Annotated in this window: 16 protein-coding genes; 8 read left to right on the forward strand and 8 right to left on the reverse strand. The window is 49.8% G+C overall.

The window, feature by feature from the left end:
* Positions 1-383: 383 nt before the first annotated feature.
* Positions 384-1,682 (forward strand): isocitrate lyase, encoded by a 1,299-nt coding sequence (gene aceA, locus ccrud_RS10345; protein WP_066567174.1) that lies wholly within the window; start codon positions 384-386, stop codon positions 1,680-1,682.
* 209 nt (positions 1,683-1,891) lie between these two features.
* Positions 1,892-2,446 carry a thiamine biosynthesis protein gene (locus ccrud_RS10350; protein WP_066567180.1) on the forward strand — a complete coding sequence of 185 codons (555 nt, stop codon included), beginning with the start codon at positions 1,892-1,894 and terminating at the stop codon, positions 2,444-2,446.
* A gap of 88 nt (positions 2,447-2,534) precedes the next feature.
* Here ccrud_RS10350 and ccrud_RS10355 read toward each other — a convergent pair whose 3' ends face one another.
* A complete protein-coding gene (locus ccrud_RS10355) occupies positions 2,535-3,125 on the reverse strand; it encodes a metallophosphoesterase (RefSeq protein ID WP_066567183.1) in 591 nt (196 codons plus the stop codon).
* Between the two features lie 169 nt (positions 3,126-3,294).
* On the opposite strand from ccrud_RS10355, the gene ccrud_RS10360 reads away from it, so the two are divergent.
* Complete coding sequence (locus ccrud_RS10360; RefSeq protein ID WP_066567187.1) at positions 3,295-5,211, forward strand: BCCT family transporter; 1,917 nt, start codon at positions 3,295-3,297, stop codon at positions 5,209-5,211.
* A 67-nt stretch (positions 5,212-5,278) separates the two neighbouring features.
* On the opposite strand, the gene ccrud_RS10365 is transcribed toward ccrud_RS10360, so the two are convergent.
* Positions 5,279-5,560: a three-helix bundle dimerization domain-containing protein gene (locus ccrud_RS10365; RefSeq protein WP_066567192.1), complete on the reverse strand. Its 282-nt coding sequence runs from the start codon at positions 5,558-5,560 to the stop codon at positions 5,279-5,281.
* Positions 5,561-5,939: 379 nt separating this feature from the next.
* Here ccrud_RS10365 and ccrud_RS10370 point away from each other — a divergent pair, with 379 nt between their 5' ends.
* From ccrud_RS10370 to ccrud_RS10380, 3 genes are all read left to right on the forward strand, one after another.
* Positions 5,940-6,938 (forward strand): hypothetical protein, encoded by a 999-nt coding sequence (locus tag ccrud_RS10370; protein WP_066567195.1) that lies wholly within the window; start codon positions 5,940-5,942, stop codon positions 6,936-6,938.
* Positions 6,939-7,023: 85 nt separating this feature from the next.
* Entirely contained in the window at positions 7,024-8,637 is a 1,614-nt protein-coding gene (locus ccrud_RS10375) for a lamin tail domain-containing protein (protein ID WP_066569838.1), read from the forward strand.
* Positions 8,638-8,749: 112 nt separating this feature from the next.
* The gene (locus tag ccrud_RS10380; RefSeq protein WP_099092710.1) at positions 8,750-9,136 is read left to right on the forward strand and encodes a hypothetical protein; all 387 of its coding nucleotides are present in this window, start codon (positions 8,750-8,752) and stop codon (positions 9,134-9,136) included.
* 13 nt (positions 9,137-9,149) lie between these two features.
* Here ccrud_RS10380 and ccrud_RS10385 read toward each other — a convergent pair whose 3' ends face one another.
* The 5 genes from ccrud_RS10385 to lepA all read right to left on the reverse strand — a co-directional run bounded on the left by ccrud_RS10385 (position 9,150) and on the right by lepA (position 15,061).
* Positions 9,150-9,653, reverse strand: a complete 504-nt coding sequence (locus tag ccrud_RS10385) for a CAP domain-containing protein (protein ID WP_066567200.1) — start codon at positions 9,651-9,653, stop codon at positions 9,150-9,152.
* 277 nt (positions 9,654-9,930) lie between these two features.
* Positions 9,931-11,244 (reverse strand): TRAP transporter large permease, encoded by a 1,314-nt coding sequence (locus ccrud_RS10390; RefSeq protein WP_066567202.1) that lies wholly within the window; start codon positions 11,242-11,244, stop codon positions 9,931-9,933.
* Between the two features lie 2 nt (positions 11,245-11,246).
* Positions 11,247-11,843, reverse strand: a complete 597-nt coding sequence (locus ccrud_RS10395; protein ID WP_066567205.1) for a TRAP transporter small permease — start codon at positions 11,841-11,843, stop codon at positions 11,247-11,249.
* Complete coding sequence (locus tag ccrud_RS10400; RefSeq protein ID WP_066567207.1) at positions 11,840-12,895, reverse strand: TRAP transporter substrate-binding protein; 1,056 nt, start codon at positions 12,893-12,895, stop codon at positions 11,840-11,842. Before ccrud_RS10400 ends, ccrud_RS10395 begins: the two co-directional genes overlap by 4 nt.
* A gap of 318 nt (positions 12,896-13,213) precedes the next feature.
* Complete coding sequence (gene lepA / locus ccrud_RS10405; protein ID WP_066567210.1) at positions 13,214-15,061, reverse strand: translation elongation factor 4; 1,848 nt, start codon at positions 15,059-15,061, stop codon at positions 13,214-13,216.
* A 252-nt stretch (positions 15,062-15,313) separates the two neighbouring features.
* Between lepA and ccrud_RS10410 the strand changes: the two genes are divergently transcribed.
* Both ccrud_RS10410 and rpsT read left to right on the forward strand, forming a co-directional pair.
* Positions 15,314-15,925, forward strand: a complete 612-nt coding sequence (locus ccrud_RS10410; protein ID WP_066567214.1) for a type II toxin-antitoxin system PemK/MazF family toxin — start codon at positions 15,314-15,316, stop codon at positions 15,923-15,925.
* A 194-nt stretch (positions 15,926-16,119) separates the two neighbouring features.
* Entirely contained in the window at positions 16,120-16,383 is a 264-nt protein-coding gene (gene rpsT, locus ccrud_RS10415) for a 30S ribosomal protein S20 (RefSeq protein WP_066567217.1), read from the forward strand.
* A 68-nt stretch (positions 16,384-16,451) separates the two neighbouring features.
* Here the strand turns inward: rpsT and ccrud_RS10420 are convergent, their stop codons facing one another.
* Complete coding sequence (locus ccrud_RS10420; RefSeq protein WP_066567219.1) at positions 16,452-17,123, reverse strand: LysE family translocator; 672 nt, start codon at positions 17,121-17,123, stop codon at positions 16,452-16,454.

A 17,123-nucleotide genomic window follows, 5' to 3' on the forward strand; every position in this document is an offset into this window, starting at 1 on the left:
AAAGGGATTTGCGAACTTTACTAAACACTCACCCCCGCTCGACCTCGAACCTCGCCCAGGTCACACCAATCTTTTGGACCAAAACCTAAAGTGCCAGCATTTTGCCACGTTTCTACGTTTGCGCAGTACATCCGTATTGGAGGATGGGTGCCCCAGCTTTCCCACAAAGAGATATATTTACAAACTTAGCAATAGGGGTGATCACCCCCGCACAAAACTTAAAAACCCAAATCGATTGACGTGCCAGCGACCGGTAGAGCAATGTGTGAACCACGCCACCACAGCAAACGATGTACATCACGATAAAACAGTGAAAGTGCATTAGCTCATACATTGTGGTCGGCACCGCCCATTGCGAATCAGCACTTAAGGAAGTGACTTTGATGTCAAACGTTGGAAAGCCACGTACCGCACAGGAAATCCAGCAGGATTGGGATACCAACCCACGCTGGAACGGCATCACCCGTGACTACACCGCAGACCAGGTAGCAAACCTGCAGGGTTCTGTCATTGAGGAGCATACTCTCGCCCGCCGCGGCGCAGAGATCCTCTGGGACGGAGTCACTCAGGAAGGCGACGGTTACATCAACGCCCTTGGCGCACTCACCGGCAACCAGGCAGTCCAGCAGGTTCGTGCAGGACTCAAGGCTGTCTACCTCTCCGGTTGGCAGGTTGCAGGCGATGCAAACCTTTCTGGCCACACCTACCCTGACCAGTCCCTCTACCCAGCAAACTCCGTGCCAAACGTTGTGCGCCGCATCAACAATGCGCTGCTGCGCTCCGATGAAATCGCACGCGTCGAGGGAGACAATTCCGTTGACAACTGGGTCGTTCCAATCGTTGCAGACGGCGAAGCTGGGTTCGGCGGCGCACTCAACGTCTACGAACTCCAGAAGGGCATGATCGCTGCTGGTGCTGCAGGCACCCACTGGGAAGATCAGCTCGCTTCCGAAAAGAAGTGTGGACACCTCGGCGGCAAGGTCTTGATCCCAACCCAGCAGCACATCCGTACCTTGAACTCCGCTCGACTCGCAGCAGACGTTGCTAACACCCCAACCGTTGTTATCGCACGTACCGATGCTGAAGCAGCAACCCTGATCACCTCTGATGTTGATGAGCGCGACCAACCATTCATCACTGGTGAGCGCACCGCTGAAGGCTACTACCATGTCAAAAATGGTCTCGAGCCATGTATTGCACGTGCAAAGTCCTACGCTCCATACGCAGATATGATCTGGATGGAAACCGGTACTCCTGACCTCGAGCTAGCTAAGAAATTCGCTGAAGGCGTTCGCTCCGAATTCCCAGACCAGCTACTTTCCTACAATTGTTCCCCTTCCTTCAACTGGTCTGCACACCTCGATGCAGATGAGATCGCTAAGTTCCAGAAGGAACTGGGTGCGATGGGCTTCAAGTTCCAGTTCATCACCCTGGCTGGATTCCACTCCCTCAACTACGGCATGTTCGACCTTGCTTACGGTTACGCTCGCGAAGGCATGACTTCCTTTGTTGACCTGCAGAACCGTGAGTTCAAGGCTGCCGAAGAGCGCGGCTTCACTGCAGTTAAGCACCAGCGCGAAGTTGGCGCAGGCTACTTCGACCAGATCGCAACCACCGTTGATCCGAACTCCTCTACCACCTCACTGAAGGGTTCCACCGAAGAAGGACAGTTCCACAACTAATACTGTCTAAAGGCTGACACTCCAGCCTTAAGGTGAATTTAGGCTCCTCGCATCTGTACCTCAGATGCGAGGAGCCTTTCCATATGTCATTTTCGGCTTCACTATAAAGCCAAGGTGCCCCCGGTTTTCCTATCCCACCACATAAGAAGAAATAGTCCATAGACTACCTCTTTAAGGCAAAGCTTCCAGTCACCTATAAAAGGACATCCATGTCTATTTCCCGCACAATCTTTGGTATCACAGCCGTAGCGACTCTCTCGGTATCTCTTGTTGCATGTGCTCCCCCAAATCAACAAGACTCTACAATTGAGCGCAGCAATGAAGTTCTCATTACTTCTCAAAGTCCAACCACAACGTCTTCTATAACAAGTACCACTCCTCCTGTAGCAGAAAATGTAGCCATCTCTGTTGCTCCATCTGAATTAGTTGATGGCGAACAGATTACTTTTGAAATCACTGGTCTCAATCCAGGAAGCGGCTACTACGCTGCAATTTGTGCCACAGGAACACCCACACCAAACACTGCCCCAATGTGCACCGGCGAAACCCCCGGGTTTTCTTCCCAAGCATGGTTAAACAATTCTCAGCCCAGCGCGACCGCTGCAATCTCAGATAATGGCACGGCAACTGTTGAGATAACAGCCGTGTCCACCGGCACAGGCATCGACTGCACCACCCAAGAGTGTGTAGCCAAGGTCTTTGGTGATGAAACTGAAGGCTTCCGTCATGTCGCAGAAACTCCAGTGGTTTTTGCAGCTGCTTAACCTATGTATGGAGTCTCCCTATAATTATTAATTATTTCCCAGGGAGACACTCTTTAATCTTTAAAATATTGCAGAACTGTGCTGCTACTTAAATCTTTTCGCTCAGTGATTCCCACAATTTCAGCTGTACCAACTCTAGTGGTGCAGGTTTTAAACCCCAGGCTTCAACGCCAATGTCTACTTGACCAAGACCGGTCATCGGAAATTGCGAATGTAGGTGCCCATGCACCAAAAGTGGCACGCGCAAACGTAAATCATCAAAACGAGATTCCATGCCAGGATGATCCTGCCCGGGTCGGGGGAAATGAGACAGATATACATCTTCACCTTCCCATTTCATCCGCTGAAATGCCTGGATGGATTCAAATACTTCCAAAAACCGGTGCTGTCGCTTATATGCATGCCGGTACATCGGATGACAGGAATCGTGATTGCCTGGAATAAGATGCTTTTCGACGCCGCCCAACCGCTCAGCAATCAAGCCCAGCGCGCGTTCTTCCGCTCGCTGCGCGCCTGAAGATAAATCCCCCAAGAGCCACAGCACATCCCCTGCAGCAACAAGGCTGTCCAGATTGTTCAGAATTACTTCATCATGTTCGTCTGGATCTTCGAAACCACGCAATGATGCCACAAAATTGTGACCTAAATGAAGGTCAGAGCTAAACCACACATTAGTCATAAGAGCCAGTGTAGCTTTTGCGATTGCTTAGTCACCAGGGAATACTGAGTAGTCCGAAAGCTTATAATACTAATACAGGAATATTTAACTCGACTTCTTTATAAAGACTTACAGAAAATTTCTTGCTCATCCAGCATCAACTTTTTGATGCCAATTGGAGAGGACACACATGTCCACCATTCCCGGCAAAGGTTTGCCTGCATCTCAAGAACCATCTGAGGAAGCTCATTATCCTCACGACACCCACCCCGGACTTGTTCCGGGTATTTCGGTCGATGATCAACGAAACAAATTCGGCCTAGACAAAGTCGTTTTCGGCGCTACTGCAGTGTTAATTTTGGCGTTTATCATCTGGGGCATTTCAAGCCCAGATTCTGTGGCTTCAGTTTCTTCCACAATGTTTAGCTGGGCCATGACCAATACTGGTTGGCTCTTGAACTTTGTCATGCTGATCGGTATCAGCACCATGCTCTACATTGCATTTTCGAGGTATGGCCGCATCAAACTCGGCACCGACGAAGATCAACCTGAGTTTTCCCGCTTCTCCTGGATCGCCATGATGTTTGGTGCCGGCATTGGTGTCGGCATTTTCTTCTTTGGTCCTTCAGAACCACTGTGGCATTACCTCTCACCACCGCCACACACTGTGGAGGGTTCTACCCCAGAGTCCCTACATCAGGCTCTTGCGCAATCACATTTCCACTGGGGGCTGTCTGCATGGGGTCTATACGCCTTGGTTGGTGGCTCTTTAGCTTATTCTAGCTACCGTCGTGGCCGTGTGACGCTGATCAGTTCTACGTTCCGTTCCCTCTTTGGTGAGAAAACCGACGGAATCGCGGGACGCCTCATCGATATTATGGCGATCATTGCCACATTGTTTGGTACTGCAGCAACCCTAGGTTTGTCCGCAATCCAGGTTGGCCAAGGCGTTCAAATTATTTCTGGAGCTTCAGAGATCACTAATACTGTATTGATCCTCATCATTGCAGTTTTGACTATCGGTTTCATTATTTCTGCAGTATCTGGTGTATCCAAGGGCATTCGTTATTTGTCCAATATCAATATCACCTTGACGCTTGGTTTAGTGCTCTTCGTATTCATCACCGGACCTACCTTGTTCTTGCTTAACCTCATCCCATCCAGCGTGCTCGAATACGGAAGTAAATTCTTCTCTATGGCTGGAAAATCTTTATCCTGGGGACAAGAAACTATTGAGTTCCAGGCAGGCTGGACTGCGTTCTACTGGGCATGGTGGATTGCTTGGACACCATTCGTGGGCATGTTTATTGCGCGAATTTCCCGTGGTCGCACCTTGCGCGAATTTGCGCTGATCACCATGGCTGTGCCGTCTTTCATTCTTATTTTGGCGTTCACTATCTTTGGTGGCACAGCTATCACGATGAACCGAGAAAACGTCGCTGGTTTTGATGGCAATTCTTCAGCAGAACAAGTGTTGTTTGATATGTTCAGCAACCTTCCGCTCTACTCCATCACACCATTCATCTTGATTTTTGTGTTGGCTGTTTTCTTTATCACTTCAGCCGACTCCGCTTCTGTAGTCATGGGAACGATGAGTTCTCGAGGTAATCCAAAGCCGAACAAATTGGTTGTTGTGTTCTGGGGTCTGTGCATGATGGGTATTGCTGTGGTCATGCTGCTCGCAGGCGGTGAATCTGCACTTACTGGTTTACAGAACCTGACCATTTTGATTGCTATCCCATTTGCTTTGGTGCTGATCATGATGGCGATTGCTTTTATCAAGGATCTCTCCACTGACCCAGCTGCGATTCGCCACACGTACGCAAAAGCAGCGATCTCTAATGCTGTTGTGCGTGGTTTGGAAGAACATGGCGATGACTTTGAGCTTGCCGTTGAGCCGGCAGAAGAAGGCCGTGGCGCCGGCGCTTCCTTTGATTCCACCGCTGGTCACATCACTGAGTGGTACCAGCGCACCGATGAAGAAGGCAATGAAGTTGATTATGACTTCTCAACTGGCGAATGGGCCGATGGCTGGTCTACTGAATCTGTGGATAATGCATCATCTCCAGATACAGACGCTACTCCCGAAGCAGACAAGAAAGACTAGGAATTAATTAAAGGCCGGGATTCACATCGTGTGAATCCCGGCCTTTAATTAATTTTTACACAGTTATTTATGCTGCCATGCCACGGTTAAGGGCAATGAAATCAAGCAGGTCTGCGTTGACGTTGCCAGCGATCTGCTGAAGTGCAGCAGTTGCTTCGCGGGCAATGAAGATCTTGCTGAAGACTGTGATCTTGGCGTCGCGGTTTGCCGCAGCACTATCCAAAATTACGTCTACCTGGGCAGGGTCGACCAGGCCGTCAAAGCGAGCGTGAAGATCTTCACGTACGCTCCACAGCGCATCCTGCTGTGCTGGACGAAGTGTTGTGATGTTAGAAGCTGTGTTAGCCATTGTCGTTTTCCTTTCTGTTCCCGAGGGAGTTAATAATCAAACCCCCGGCTGTTAACCTGATGTTAACTTTAGTTCACTTTCTAGCAATCTACAATCAGCCCGAGCAAAAAGTAATGGGATCAGCCCCACTAATTTCGCCCTACCCCCACAAATACATCGAGCCGACACCCTTTCCGTGCGGCAATATTTTTTACATAACACCAGGTCAACGCACCTTACAGTGACCTAAAATTAATGTAGATCACCTTATTTAAAATTAGTGATAGGAATTACCCCCAAGGTGTGAATAAAACTCTCTGATTGATGTTTATAGCCACTGAACTGCGCATATACCTATGCTTGGAGGCTAGACATAAGCTGAGAAGGACAGGGGCCGGCAATGAATGACTTCGAGACAACCATCGATCGGATCTCCAAAGAGCAAGATCCAGAATATCGAAGCCGCGTGGAACAATTCATTGTGGAAACTGTGCGCGCGTTGCCTAACCTGACAACAAAACAAGGCGCATCCCTGGCTATTCAACTCCTCGATGCAGTGCAATTGGCAGATACTCCAGGATCAAAGGGGGTGGCGTCGACAAGCACTCCCCGCGCATTACCTGCGTCATTCGATGCACTGACCAGCCTTATCACCCAGCTCGATGTGCGCAGTGATGCAGAATGGCGGTCCTTTGGGTTTCAACCAGTAGAAGCTGCGCATCCTCTTCTGATCGCTATTCCAAAAATTGAGATCTTTTACCAGCACACAGATGTAGAACCGGCAAGCGATGATACCGTAGCCCCTGATTTTCAGGAAAACCAAGCCCTGTGGCGCAAACGGATGGGATCAGTAACAGAACCGAACCTTATATATAAGGAGTTCTCTGGCCCCGGAAAAGCACAGCGTGCCGTAGAAATGCTGGGCAACCTCTGGAAAATCGGCATTGTGGTCACGCGTAATACAGAAAGTCGCTTAGGCTTATCTCGTGTGGAATACACTCCCACGCCCGGCGAAGTTCCAGTGCCGCTTCTATCAGAAAAGAACTGTTGGTACAGCATCAGAGTGTCTGAAACACTCGGCGAAAACCAGGTACCGGAAATTGTGCGCTGTGTGGCCGAAATTTTCTGCGGCTATCTCCCACAGATGTGGCTTAACCAACCTATCCCGGCTGGCAAGCTGCGCATTCAAGAATCAGAAGCAGCAGCGTATATCGCGTTGGCACGATTAGACCTTTCCCCGCGTACTGGAAACACCACCTGGACCAATAGCTATATTTCATCGCGTCCGCTCTCTCCTGCTTTTAGATGGGATGTGGTGCTGGAGGCATCTCATCAACTAGAAAACCTCCTTCGCGGCGACACGGGTCCAGTCACCGCAGTCCAAACGGCAAACGGTTAACAAAGAGTTCATTTAGAAATCATTTTGCGATCATCCACCTCCCATAAGTTTTCAATGTTGAAAGAAAACCTTGAAAGCGTTGAAAGTGGTTGAAGTGAAAAAACTTAATCTCCTCGTGGCACCCATTGCTACTTCCCTAGTGTTCTGCAATATCGCAGTTGCAGCTAACGCGGAGGAACTTACCGCCTCCCCAGTTGTTATCAATGAAGTTGAATCCAACGGCGATCCAATCGGAGACTTCGTCGAATTGGCCAATACCGATACCGTTAATTCCCTTGATATCTCCGGTTGGTCTTTGGTAGATGACAAAGATGAAGACGCAGTAATCCTGCCAGCGGGAACTGAGATTGAGTCCGGTGGATACTTTGTTATCTACACCGATTCCACCACCCATGTATCCACCCATAACACTTATGGTGGAACTGACCACTTCGGCTTGGGCAAAGATGACACCGTAACTTTGCGTAATGCAACAGGTGAAACGGTTGCTTCCTATTCCTGGAAGGATCTGGGCAAGCACGCAGAAAACACCTATGGACGTATTCCGGATATGGTTGGCGAGTTCGCGGATACTGGTGCTTCTACTCCAGGCGCAAAAAATATCGCCAGCGACGGCACCACCGATCCAGGTCTTGTACATAACGCTCAACTTCCTTTCCATGATGCGGAAGTAAAGGCTGTTGAACTCGGTGGCGCATTTAGTGGCAGCGATATGTCTGGCGCTGATTTCGACGCAGAAGGCACTGCATGGATTGCGAACAATGGCACCGGTGGCATCTACGCGCTCACCCATAATCCGGCCAACAACACTTATGAACTTGCAGGTCAGTGGACCACCACTTACCCATCAGGTGAAGGCACCTTAGATGCAGAGGGCATCGCAGTTGCGGACAACGGCGATATTTACATTGCTACCGAGCGCAACAACTCAGACAAGAGCACGTCCCGTCCATCCATCTTGAAGTTTGCTAACCCAACTGGTTTGGAAGGCCAGCAGGTTGCTCTCCAAGAATGGAACCTGTCTGAGTTCACTGGCCCGATTGGTGCCAACGGTGGACTGGAGGCAATTGTTCAGCTTGAAGGTTCCATTTTCGCAGTTGGCGTAGAAGACACCGGCGATGTTTTGGTCGTTGATCTGGCTTCCGACACACCAGTTCTGGTGCAGCGCTATGAGTCTCCTTTTGAAGGCGTGATGGCACTTGATTACAACGCGGAAACCAAGCAGCTGAGCGTTGTCTGCGATGAAGCCTGCGATGGCTCTTCGGAAATCGTTACCTGGAATGGTGCAGAGCTTACCAAGTCTGATGATTTCATCTACGAGCGTCCAGCTAACCTCGGCAATTGGGCTAATGAAGGTTTTGCGACGTACACCACGGAACTTGAATGCACCGACGGCAGCACCGTTTCAGCAACCAGCTACCTCTGGGCAGACGATGCTTCCACCAATAACTTCAATTCCTTGAACTCCGCCCAGGTTATTGATGGCGATTGCGAACTTGTTGGCACCGACGATGAGGACGAAACCCCTACACCAGGCAAGCCTTCTGACAATTCCTCTTCTGCCTTCGCTGCTGGCAGTGTTGCTGGTTCATTGGCAACCACGCTCCTTGCAGTAGTGGGAATTGCAGGCGCTGTTGGTGGATTTATCCAGCAGATCCTTGCTGCATTCCCACAGCTTAAGCAGTTCATCCGTTTCTAAACTCACTTTTTAAGCACCGCGCTCCGATAAACCATGGTTTGTCGGAGCTTTTGCATGCCTCCACCTTATGATTGGTTCACGTACTCCTCATACAGTGAAAGCTTGGAAAAACTTGACGTCTTCCTTTTTCAATCGTTTCCGCAAAAGCGAACCAGATCTCCTCGCGCTGCCTGCCAACATTCGAGATATTCAAGCAGCAACATTAGACATCTACATGGCGGAATCATTGGTGATCATCAACCTCGACGCACAAAGTGCCACGATGCTTCTCGACGCCGCCACCCACCTCATACCCACCCGCTTCACCGGACCTAAGGGCCGGCCGCTGAGCGTTATCCCCATTAATGATCCACGCTCACGCCCAACGCTGCATCCAGATCATGGTTGGATGATGCCACTGAGCCCACCAGTTGTGGAGGAATTATTAAACACTGGACTAGCCCCAGGAGAAAAAGAACTACTCAGCATCAACATTGCATTCATTGTTGATGTTGAGTAGTTAAGAATAGTTCTTAAAGCGCCCGGAAAACCACAGTGTAATTGCCATCCGGGCGAGCAACCACTCCAACGCCGCCTCGCGTGATGCGTCGTTCCAAAAGGTTGCTCTTATGAGCTGGGGATGCATCCCACAAAATTACCGCTCTTTCAGGAGTATTACTGTAGGCAACATTTTCATAAAAGTTTCCCCCTGGCGGGTGGCCTGCAGGCGCTCCCGTAGACGTAAGATGCTGCGCCCAACCACGCGCACCTGAGGCAAAATTATTATCCTGCACGATATGTGGCAAACCATGCTGTGCGCGGTAAGCGTTGATGTGGTTAAACACTGAAATTTCCGCAGCCTGTGCATTATTCGTGGCCATAAATTGAGCCTGCGCAACAGCTGGGTTAGCAGAGCTTGATCCCATAGCTGATGCTGGAGATGCTTCGATTACTTGCAGCGTACTAGCCGTGAGAATTGCTGCGCTTGTAAGAAGTCCCACGCGCTTATTTACCGAAAGCTTTAAGAAATTCATCATGCCTCTCACCTCACCCAATTTATGAGCATTACCTTAATTTACACAATTAAAGCTTAAGGCTTAATGAGAGGTTTTTCTTGGGTAACTAAGTTAATTTCCACACTTTTTAGATAATGGCTGGTCAAATGTGTTGGCATGGGTAACTTGGTTCTTAGTTTTCTTAAATTTTTACCCTTACCTCTTATATAATATTTACTTTTACTTCTCCATAAGAAAAACCGCTGCTTATCTTCATAAGAGATAAGCAGCGGTTTTTTCTTAACAGATATCAGGAAAGCTAGCTTCCCATGAGTCCCATAGTTGTTGGGAGCCAAATAGAGATCTGCGGTACGAATACCACGACGAACAACGCAATGATGATCGCAATCAAATACGGCCACAGATGCTTGATCACAGTTTCCACACGCAGTCCTGCCACCTGAGAACCAACGAAAAGCACGTTGCCCACAGGAGGAGTGATCACGCCAACGGAAAGGTTCATCACAACCATCGCGCCGAAGTGCACAGGATCCACACCCAGTTCAATAACAACAGGCAAGAAAATTGGAACGAAAATCAAAATTGCTGGAGTTGGATCCATCACGGTACCGATGAGCAACAAGATGAACATCATGATGAGCAAGATAACAACCTTGGAATCGGATACAGACAGCAGTCCATCCGAGATCATCTGAGGAATCTTCGCGAAAGCCATCACCCATGACAGCGCTGCAGAAACAGCAATCAGCAACATCACGATCGAGGTTGTGCGGGTTGCCTTAAGCAAGATCTCACCCATATCACCGATCTTGATGGTGCGGTACGCAAAGCCCAGCACCAAGCAGTAAACAACTGCGATAGCTGCAGACTCAGTTGGAGTGGACCAACCTGCCAAGATACCGCCCACGACGATAACGATCATGAGCAAGGACGGGACAGCGCGCCACAACACAATAAGTGATTGCTTAAAGGTTGGATGTACTTGATTACGCTTGTAGTTTTCTTTACGTGCCAACAGGGTTGCCACGATGACACACGCCAGAACCCACAAAAGCCCTGGTCCAACGCCTGCCATGAACAATGCTGCAATCGATGTAGAAGACACCAAAGAATAAACAATGAAGGTATTGGACGGAGGAATCAACATGCCTGCTGGTGCAGATGCAACGTTGACTGCTGCGGAATAAGGACGGGAGTAGCCCTCTTCCTTCATCTTTGGAGTCATCACAGTACCCACAGCTGATGCTGCGGCGACTGCTGCGCCTGAAACGGCACCGAACAAACCATTAGCTGCGATGTTCGTATTCGCCATGGAGGCAGGCATCCTGCCGACAAGCACCTTGGCGGCGTCGATAAGCCTTGTTGCAATACCGCCTGAGTTCATCAGCGATCCGGCTAATACGAAGAATGGAATGGCAAGAAGTGTAAAAGAGTTGGTGCCTGTAAACATACGCTGGGATACTGCCTGCGCGGCATTTTCAGGTCCAAGCACCGCCATCGCGGCAACCAGCGATGGTAAACCAATGGCAATTGCTACCGGCACCGAAGCGACGATGAGCACCACAATGCCGATAACGAGAATGAGAGCTGCTACAGCTGCTGGTGACAACATGGTTAGTTCCTACCTTCCGCTGAGTCTGCTGAACCGGCTACGTCCGCAGTAAGCGCGACATCTGGATCGTGGCCTTCCAACTCATCCAAATCGCGTGGCTCTTCTGATTCATCAATATCTGGGTACGGCTCTTCTTTGCCAGAGGCAACTGAGATCAAATCAATCACAGCAAACATCGCAATGAACAGTCCAGCGATTGGGATCACAACATATACCCAGCCAATAGTCAGTGGCAGAGCTGTGAGCTGCTGATTCCAGGCGATGGAAGCAGCCAAGTAGCCGCCCCAAACCATGCCCAACAGGGCGAAAACCACGATGAGCAGCTGCACAATGATCTGCAAAATACGCTGCGTGGAGCTGGAGAATTTACGAGCAACGAAATCCACCGCAATATGTCCACGCTCGCCGAAAAGGAATGCACTACCGGCAAAAGACAACCACACAAACAGCAGTTTGGAGAGTTCTTCAGACCATGTAGATGGGCTATGCAGAACCTGGCGGCTAAAAACCTGCCACACAGTCACACATACCAAAACGGCAAACAAGGCAATGCTGGCAAGACCCAGCGCCTTGGTAACTACCGACTTAAACTTCATCATGATGCGGAACCTCCTGTGGTCTCAGAAGTATCTGCCGCACGCACAGCGGTGTACAGTTCACGCTGGAAATCAGTGGTAAGAAATTGATCCTTGATCGGTGCTAGAGCATCTGCAAAGGCTTGCTTATCTACCTCGACGAACTCTGCTCCTCCAGCTTTAGCCTTCTCAATAACTGCATCAGTTTCAGAATTCCAGAGCTCTGTGTGCTCGGTCATGGCTTGATCCCACTCGGCAAGGAAGAGCTCACGGTCCGCTTCATTCATTGCTTCGAGGAGGTCATGGCGCATCACCATGTAGTCCAAACCAACAAGGTGGTTCGTGTTGCTGTTATAGCCGGCAACTTCGTAGTGGTTCTGGGTGACATAGCTGATTTCGTTGTTTTCAGCGCCGTCGAGAACTCCAGACTGCATTGCGGTGTAAACCTCACCGTAAGACAGTGGAGTTGCAGATCCGCCCATGAGCTCAATCATGCGGATATGCATGGCTGATTCCTGCACACGGATCTTCTTACCCGCCAGGTCAGCAGGGACTTTCACTGGCTTATCAGTGGTGTACAGGTTTCGTGTTCCCTGTGTGAAGCCACCGATCACAGAAATATTATCTGTATCGGTCAAGCTTTGGAACAGCGGTTCCATCAGGGCTTGATCCCTGATCACACTCATTTGGTGTTCAATGCTGCCAAATGTGGTGGGCATGTTGAGGACTTGGAAGTCCTTGTTCATGTTTTCCAGCTGCGTTCCCGAGACGATCGCCATCTCAATCGCACCGGATTTCACAAACTGCAGGACTTCCTGCTGTGAACCCAACTGCTCATTCGGGAACACTTCAATCTTCCATCGTCCATCGGTCGCTTCTTCAAAGCGCTCCGACAAATGGTCTAAAGCAATAAAGCTTGGATGGGATTCAGATTGGTTGAGTGCCAATTTAATATAGGTGGTTTTGTCCTCGGCGCCGATGGTATCGAGGTCTAATCCACCAAGGTCTGCACACGACGCGAGAGTTAAACTCAAGATCGCGATGATGCCTGCGGCAGCAGGTGCTCTTCTTCGCATGTGGTGTCTCCAGGTCAGATCACGGTTTATGTGAGTAACCATGATTCATTTCTAAAATGGCGCCACCTTGCAAAGGGATCACCATTGTGTGTCATACACTAACAGCGAGACCATTGAGTGACCTATTACACGATCCAGTAAATACCCCCGTAACGGGGGCATTAAACCACTCTGAAAATACAAGAAAAGACCGCTTTTCGACGCTCCCCCTCTCCTGCGCCGCTAACGGGCCGCAGAACCCAGCGCTGCTTATACAAAAGTGCCCTGTGGTTAAGCATATGCTTAACCACAGGGCACTTTGCGAAACTGAGACAGTTCCTATGCTTCGTCTGTGGACAATGCCGCGACGAATGCTTCCTGAGGAACCTCGACAGAACCGATATTCTTCATACGCTTCTTACCGGCCTTCTGCTTTTCCAGCAGCTTGCGCTTACGGGAAATATCGCCACCGTAACACTTCGCCAAAACATCCTTGCGCAGTGCGCGAATGTTTTCACGAGCAATAATCTTAGAACCGATTGCTGCCTGAATAGGAACCTCGAATTGCTGCCGCGGGATCAATTCCTTGAGCTTCACAGTCATCTTGTTTCCGTACCACTGAGCATTATCTCGGTGCACGATCGCAGAGAAAGCATCCACTGGCTCACCCTGAAGCAAGATATCTACTTTCACCAGATCGGCAGTCTGCTCGCCTGCTTCTTCGTAGTTCAAGGATGCATAGCCCTTGGTACGAGACTTCAGCATATCGAAGAAATCAAAAATGATCTCACCCAATGGCATGGTGTAGCGCAGCTCAACGCGGTCTTCCGATAGGTAATCCATGCCACCCATCTGCCCACGCTTAGTCTGACAGAGCTCCATCGTCGATCCCACAAATTCACTAGGAACAATGATGGTGACCTTCACGATTGGCTCATATACTTCGCGGAGCTTTCCGCCAGGCCAATCAGCAGGGTTATGCACGCGGAATTCCTTGCCAGCTTCATCCACAACGCGGTAATTCACAGATGGTGCGGTGGAGATCAGGTCAAGACCAAACTCACGCTCAAGACGGTCACGAGTGATCTCCATGTGCAGCAGACCAAGGAAGCCACAGCGGAAACCAAAGCCCAGAGCTACAGAAGTTTCTGGCTCATACGTCAGGGAAGCATCATTAAGCTGTAGCTTTTCCAATGCATCGCGCAAGTCGGGGAAATCTGCTTGAGAAATTGGGAACAGACCGGAATACACCATTGGTGTTGGTTCCGCGTAGCCACGCAGCGCTTCTTCAGCACCATGGTTTGCCCAGGTGACAGTATCGCCGACCTTTGATTGGCGCACATCTTTCACACCAGTGATCAGGTAACCTACTTCGCCAGGGCCAAGGCCTTCACACTTTTTAGGAGTCGGACTCACGATGCCAATTTCTAGCAATTCGTGAGCGGCACCAGTGGACATCATCTTGATCTTTTGGCGTGGGATCAGCTTGCCATCCATCATTCGGATGTAGGTAACAACGCCACGGTAGGTGTCATAGACAGAGTCGAAGATCATGGCACGCGCAGGCGCATCTTCTTCAAATTCCGAGGTAGGCGCTGGAATAAGTTCTACAACCTTATCCAAAAGCTCCGGAACGCCCATGCCAGTTTTACCTGAAACACGCAGTACATCTTCCGGTTCACAACCAACAATATTGGCGATTTCCAGCGCGTACTTATCAGGATCAGCTGCCGGAAGGTCAATCTTATTCAGCACAGGAATGATCTCTAGATCATTTTCCATAGCCAAATACAGGTTGGCTAGCGTCTGAGCTTCAATGCCCTGAGCTGCGTCAACCAACAAAATTGCGCCTTCACAAGCCTCCAGCGCACGAGACACTTCATAGGTGAAGTCCACGTGACCTGGAGTATCGATCATCTGCATGACGATCTGCTGACCTTCGTGCTCACCGCTTCGAGGAATCCATGGCAGGCGAACGTTCTGAGCCTTAATGGTGATGCCACGTTCACGTTCGATGTCCATGTTGTCCAGGTACTGATCACGCATATCGCGGGCATCCACAACATTAGACAGCTGCAGGATACGGTCAGCGAGCGTAGATTTACCGTGGTCAATGTGGGCAATGATGCAGAAGTTACGAATCCTGGATGGATCCGTAAATGTAGTTTCTGCAAATTTCTCTGCCATATGCGTCAGGGGTCCCTTCAATTAAATAACGGTGTCTTACTCTACCTGAGCAAACCAAAACAGTTAAACAGCCTTAAAGCGCCAAGCCATCAGGTATTTTTGATCTTTTCCTTAACCCCCTAAAGTACCCCCTTTTGATGTAACACAGAACTCAGTCTTGCGATAATGCCTAATGAGTCAGAAAATGAAGACAGCACTAAATACTGGGCCTTTTCAACACAGGCCTATAGCCGATACAAAAGGTGAGAACACATGAGCTCCACGCTCGCACGGAAGGCCTCAGGCGACAATTCCAATAAAGCAAAGCCTGGATTACTTAAACGTGTGTTCCAATTCCTCACTCACCCACCTCGTAAACAAGTGGACAATAGTCTGGCTGATATCCGCGAAGGCCTAGGTCTAGAGCTCGGCGGCCCAGAAGAAAACGCTAAAGGAGAAGATTCCTCCCCTGTTTTGCATGAAACAACAGAAATTTCTGTTGTTCCTACCGAATCCATGGCACGACTCATCTTCTATGCACCAGACATGGACGGACAGGCAGACCCTGGTGAGGTTGTCTGGATTTGGGCTCCAGCAGACGGTCCACAGCAACCGCCGCGCGAACGTGCCATCGTAGTGGTTGGCCGAAACCGAAACGCCATCCTTGGCCTCCTCATCTCATGCAATCCTGCTCATCGTACTGACGATGATTGGATTGATATCGGCTCTGGCAGCTGGGATCCCCGTGGCCGACAAAGCTGGGTTCGTTTAGACCGCATTTTGGAAGTATCCGAGCTGGGCATTACACGTCAAGGAACAGTTATCCCTCAAGGCCGATTTGAACGCATTGCCAATCGCCTACGCAATGATTTCGGTTGGCTCTAACATTTATTTGAATTTTAGACAACACTACTGCTATTCTTGAACGCTGTTGTCCATCTTTGATTTGAGCATTTAGTGACATGCGGACAGGACCTTGGGTTCGTTGCGCTTTATGCCAAGCAGCTTCTGCTGCGGGAGAAACATCCATTGATGGGTTTGTACACAACTTTAACTAGAAAGTTCAAGAGGTATTTGCGATGGCAAACATCAAGTCTCAGATCAAGCGTAACAAGACCAACGAGAAGGCTCGTCTGCGTAACCAGGCAGTCCGCTCTTCAGTCCGTACCGAGATCCGCAAGTTCAACGCTGCTATCGAAGCTGGCGACAAGGATGTAGCTCAGGCTCAACTCCGTGTAGCTTCCCGCGCACTGGACAAGGCAGTCACCAAGGGTGTCTTCCACATCAACAACGCTGCTAACAAGAAGTCCAACATGGCTGGCGCTTTCAACAAGCTCGGCTAATTTTTGGCTTTAAAAGTGGCTCTGATATCTTTCACAAGATATCAGAGCCACTTTTTCTTTCCCTGTAACTATCCCAACAGCCCGATGATGCCCTCATAAATAAGAGTGACACCAACGACGAGGAAGACAGCTCCAGCCACAAGATCGAACCATGGCCCGGCGCGCAGCATTGTTTTCCGCACTCGTTCCGTGGACACGATGATGCACACTGCTGAAAAGGTGAGGAAGGTTTGAGCCAAAATGGCAACGATAATTCCTAGTGCCAGCAGCGGTGATGGATGTGCGGGCATTAAAGGTGCCAAAATAGCAGCAAAATACATTACCACTTTGGGGTTAGATAGATTGGTTGCCAATCCTTGCCGGTAGACCTGTGTGCGGGTGCCAAGGGCGTCAACGGCATCTGGGATCGGTCTTGCATCGGCGTTAAAACGAAACTGGCGGGCGTCGATAAGCTCCTGTCCTGCGGAACGCAGCAGTTTGTATCCCATAAAGCTCAGGTATGTACCGCCCACTAATTGGATGATGCCAAGAATTGAGGGGTATGTGGAAAGCAGCGCTGCTGCGCCTACAACAGTTAATGTCACCCATACGGTGAGCCCGGTGACGATACCTGCCACGCCGGCAATTGCATGTGCTCTTGACCGCGAAGCCAGGCGAAGCAGGAAGAATGAATCAGGACCCGGTGATAAACTGCCCACTAAATTGAGCAGAATCAGAGTTCCAAAGGCGGTCCATTCCAC

The sequence above is a fragment of the Corynebacterium crudilactis genome (assembly GCF_001643015.1).
In the GTDB taxonomy this organism is placed as follows: Bacteria; Actinomycetota; Actinomycetes; order Mycobacteriales; family Mycobacteriaceae; genus Corynebacterium; species Corynebacterium crudilactis.

Bases quoted from the DNA above. Each gene is read 5' to 3' on its own strand.
- aceA (WP_066567174.1), top strand. From the start codon at position 384: ATGTCAAACGTTGGAAAGCCACGTACCGCACAGGAAATCCAGCAGGAT.
- ccrud_RS10350 (WP_066567180.1), top strand. From the start codon at position 1,892: ATGTCTATTTCCCGCACAATCTTTGGTATCACAGCCGTAGCGACTCTC.
- ccrud_RS10355 (WP_066567183.1), bottom strand. From the start codon at position 3,125: ATGACTAATGTGTGGTTTAGCTCTGACCTTCATTTAGGTCACAATTTT.
- ccrud_RS10360 (WP_066567187.1), top strand. From the start codon at position 3,295: ATGTCCACCATTCCCGGCAAAGGTTTGCCTGCATCTCAAGAACCATCT.
- ccrud_RS10365 (WP_066567192.1), bottom strand. From the start codon at position 5,560: ATGGCTAACACAGCTTCTAACATCACAACACTTCGTCCAGCACAGCAG.
- ccrud_RS10370 (WP_066567195.1), top strand. From the start codon at position 5,940: ATGAATGACTTCGAGACAACCATCGATCGGATCTCCAAAGAGCAAGAT.
- ccrud_RS10385 (WP_066567200.1), bottom strand. From the start codon at position 9,653: ATGATGAATTTCTTAAAGCTTTCGGTAAATAAGCGCGTGGGACTTCTT.
- ccrud_RS10390 (WP_066567202.1), bottom strand. From the start codon at position 11,244: ATGTTGTCACCAGCAGCTGTAGCAGCTCTCATTCTCGTTATCGGCATT.
- ccrud_RS10395 (WP_066567205.1), bottom strand. From the start codon at position 11,843: ATGATGAAGTTTAAGTCGGTAGTTACCAAGGCGCTGGGTCTTGCCAGC.
- ccrud_RS10400 (WP_066567207.1), bottom strand. From the start codon at position 12,895: ATGCGAAGAAGAGCACCTGCTGCCGCAGGCATCATCGCGATCTTGAGT.
- lepA (WP_066567210.1), bottom strand. From the start codon at position 15,061: ATGGCAGAGAAATTTGCAGAAACTACATTTACGGATCCATCCAGGATT.
- ccrud_RS10410 (WP_066567214.1), top strand. From the start codon at position 15,314: ATGAGCTCCACGCTCGCACGGAAGGCCTCAGGCGACAATTCCAATAAA.
- rpsT (WP_066567217.1), top strand. From the start codon at position 16,120: ATGGCAAACATCAAGTCTCAGATCAAGCGTAACAAGACCAACGAGAAG.